This window comes from Mesorhizobium sp. M7A.F.Ca.US.014.04.1.1, assembly GCF_003998745.1.
In the GTDB taxonomy this organism is placed as follows: Bacteria; Pseudomonadota; Alphaproteobacteria; order Rhizobiales; family Rhizobiaceae; genus Mesorhizobium; species Mesorhizobium ciceri.
The window spans coordinates 1-1,387 of record NZ_RZRW01000970.1 but is presented as its reverse complement, the minus strand read 5'-3'; the positions used below and the strand labels follow the sequence as shown (position 1 = coordinate 1,387).

Annotated in this window: 1 protein-coding gene and 1 pseudogene; both read left to right on the top strand. The window is 56.4% G+C overall.

What is annotated here, in order from left to right; translation table 11 throughout:
* The first annotated feature begins 358 nt into the window (after window positions 1–358).
* Window positions 359–610 carry a hypothetical protein gene (locus EOA22_RS33630; RefSeq protein ID WP_063170774.1) on the top strand — a complete coding sequence of 84 codons (252 nt, stop codon included), beginning with the start codon at window positions 359–361 and terminating at the stop codon, window positions 608–610.
* Window positions 611–627: 17 nt separating this feature from the next.
* Window positions 628–1,387 (top strand): annotated as a pseudogene (locus EOA22_RS33625) (hypothetical protein); the annotation flags it as partial.

The window sequence follows — 1,387 nt, the reverse complement described above, 5'->3', positions numbered from 1 at the left end:
TAGTTCGGCCTAGGACACGACCAAAAAAGTTCGAAAAAAGAAAGGAAGCAGGACTTTCGTGTGAGATTTTTCCACGACGAATGTCGTAACTAATTGATTACATTTAGGTATCTTCCCCATCCATCCTTGCCACGAACAATGGCTTCAACTTGCTGTCAAGCAGCATGCCGACGATAGCACTCGAACCCCCGCAGCCGCGGTCTGCTATCCTATTTTCACGCCGTTACCGCCGTTTGCCGCATTGGCCGGACAGATCCATTCCAGGCATTGCAAGGAAAGGGTAGCGTGATTGCTTCTTAGGTGAATGCTCCACTGTCGCGGAACTCAGCCCGCGAGGCGATGTGCAGCGAGAAAAGCAATGAAACGCGCACTTGGCGGGCTCCTGCTGTTCGGCATTAATCGAGAACAGGCAGCGGTAGCTATCGGCGTCAGTCCAACGACGTTCGACCAGATGGTCGCGGATGGCCGTATGCCACAACCGCGGATGCCCAGCAAAGAGCGCTATGTCTGGGATGTGGAGGAACTGGCAGAGGCATTCGGGCGGCTACCACACCGCAACAGCAAACTTGACGGCGTGTCCTCCAGCGATAATCCTTGGGATCGCAGGTGATGGACGTGGCGAGCACCATGGTGAAATTCAATCTGAAAGGCGTTGTCGAAGACAGGGATCGGCACGGCAATATCCGGCTGTACTTCCGCGCACCGGGTAGAAAAAAGATCCGTCTGCGAGAAAAGCCGGGTTCAGCCGAGTTCCACGAAGAAGTGCGCTGCGCGCGAGATGGCGTTCCCTATGCTTCGGCTCAGAATGTGGTCAGGCCTGTAGCCAGGCCAGTGGCCCCTCGCGGCAGCCTGATGTGGCTTTGCCAGGAGTATTTCCGGCGCGGTGGGGCAGGGGTCGGCGAAGGCACGATGCTTCGACGACGAACAATACTCGAGGGCGTTTGCAACCTGCCTCACCCGCTGAGCGGGCCAGTCAATCCGGACTTCTCGACGAAGGGTTCATTACCATTCGCGGCCATGAAGCGGGCTCACGTCAAGGAGCTCCGTGATACCCGGTCAGACGCTCCGGGGGCAGCCAACAATATTACAAAAGCCATTAGCGCAATGTTCGCTTGGGCCAAGGATGCCGAGATGGTCGAGGTCAATCCGGCAAACGGAATAAAGCGCCTGACTTCGGGCAATGGCGAAGGTTTCCACACCTGGGAAGTGTCGGAGATCGTCCAGTATGAGAAACGGCATGCGCGCGGCACTATGGCTCGTATGGCGCTGGCGATTTTCATGTTCACAGGTTTGCGACTGTCCGATGCAGCAATCTTCGGCAGACAACACATTACCCAGGTTCGCAACAAGGATACCGGGACCTGGGAGAAGAGGATCAGGATCAAGC